Source organism: Gluconobacter sp. P1D12_c (assembly GCF_018812105.1).
In the GTDB taxonomy this organism is placed as follows: Bacteria; Pseudomonadota; Alphaproteobacteria; order Acetobacterales; family Acetobacteraceae; genus Gluconobacter; species Gluconobacter oxydans_A.
Map to the genome: position 1 here is coordinate 1 of NZ_JACSIQ010000121.1, position 679 is coordinate 679.

The 679-nt window shown below is 41.8% G+C and carries 2 protein-coding genes; both read right to left on the minus strand.

The genetic code is table 11. From position 1 onward, the window contains the following. A partial coding sequence (locus tag KP705_RS15875; protein ID WP_215764921.1) for a plasmid recombination protein occupies positions 1-431 on the minus strand: 431 nt, incomplete at its 3' end. Next, the gene (locus tag KP705_RS15880; protein ID WP_215764924.1) at positions 428-640 is read right to left on the minus strand and encodes a hypothetical protein; all 213 of its coding nucleotides are present in this window, start codon (positions 638-640) and stop codon (positions 428-430) included. The genes KP705_RS15875 and KP705_RS15880, both read right to left, overlap by 4 nt. Between the last annotated feature and the right edge of the window lie 39 nt (positions 641-679).

Genomic DNA, 679 nt, shown 5'->3' on the forward strand with positions numbered 1-679 from the left:
AGATGAGGAAAAGCCTCATCATCATGCCTGATGACTGTCTTCAACTGGTCCCCATACGTGTCCTGCAACCACTTGACCGACCGAGCTTGCCAACGCTTACAATCGGCATCCATCTCACCTGGCCAAGACAGAACAATGCACGCCATAGTATTTTGAGTGCTTCTGATTTTCCTGCTCTTGCCATTCTTCTGAACATCAACAGCACCATCGCAAGCCTGCTCATGCTCACGCTCAAGAGCTTCTAAATCCTGACCAAAAACGAGAACCGGCTTGCCTGGATTTTCAACATGCAAACAGGCATCCGGATTTCTCCGGGTAGCCTCATCTATAGTCTCTTTAATATTCCACTTCTTAGACTTCGTTGCCTTGTCGGAAGGCTTTACAAGCACTTTACGACTCAGCATCTCAAATTGTGCGTATAGATAACTCATGACAACGATCCAAAAAATATCTCGCAAATCGTTGAGAGTCTTCTTTTAAAATCATCAGACGTACAATTTTCCAAATCTAAATTATCGATACTCGAATACAAACCATCCTTGTCACATTCTTCTAAATCTTTAACCCAAAGGCGTATCTCATCTTTATTGTCATTAACAAAAACACACTCGTAACAAAAATCATCCTCGTCATCGTTCAAATATTCGTTGAATCTTAAAAAACCATATCCCCTGCTTTA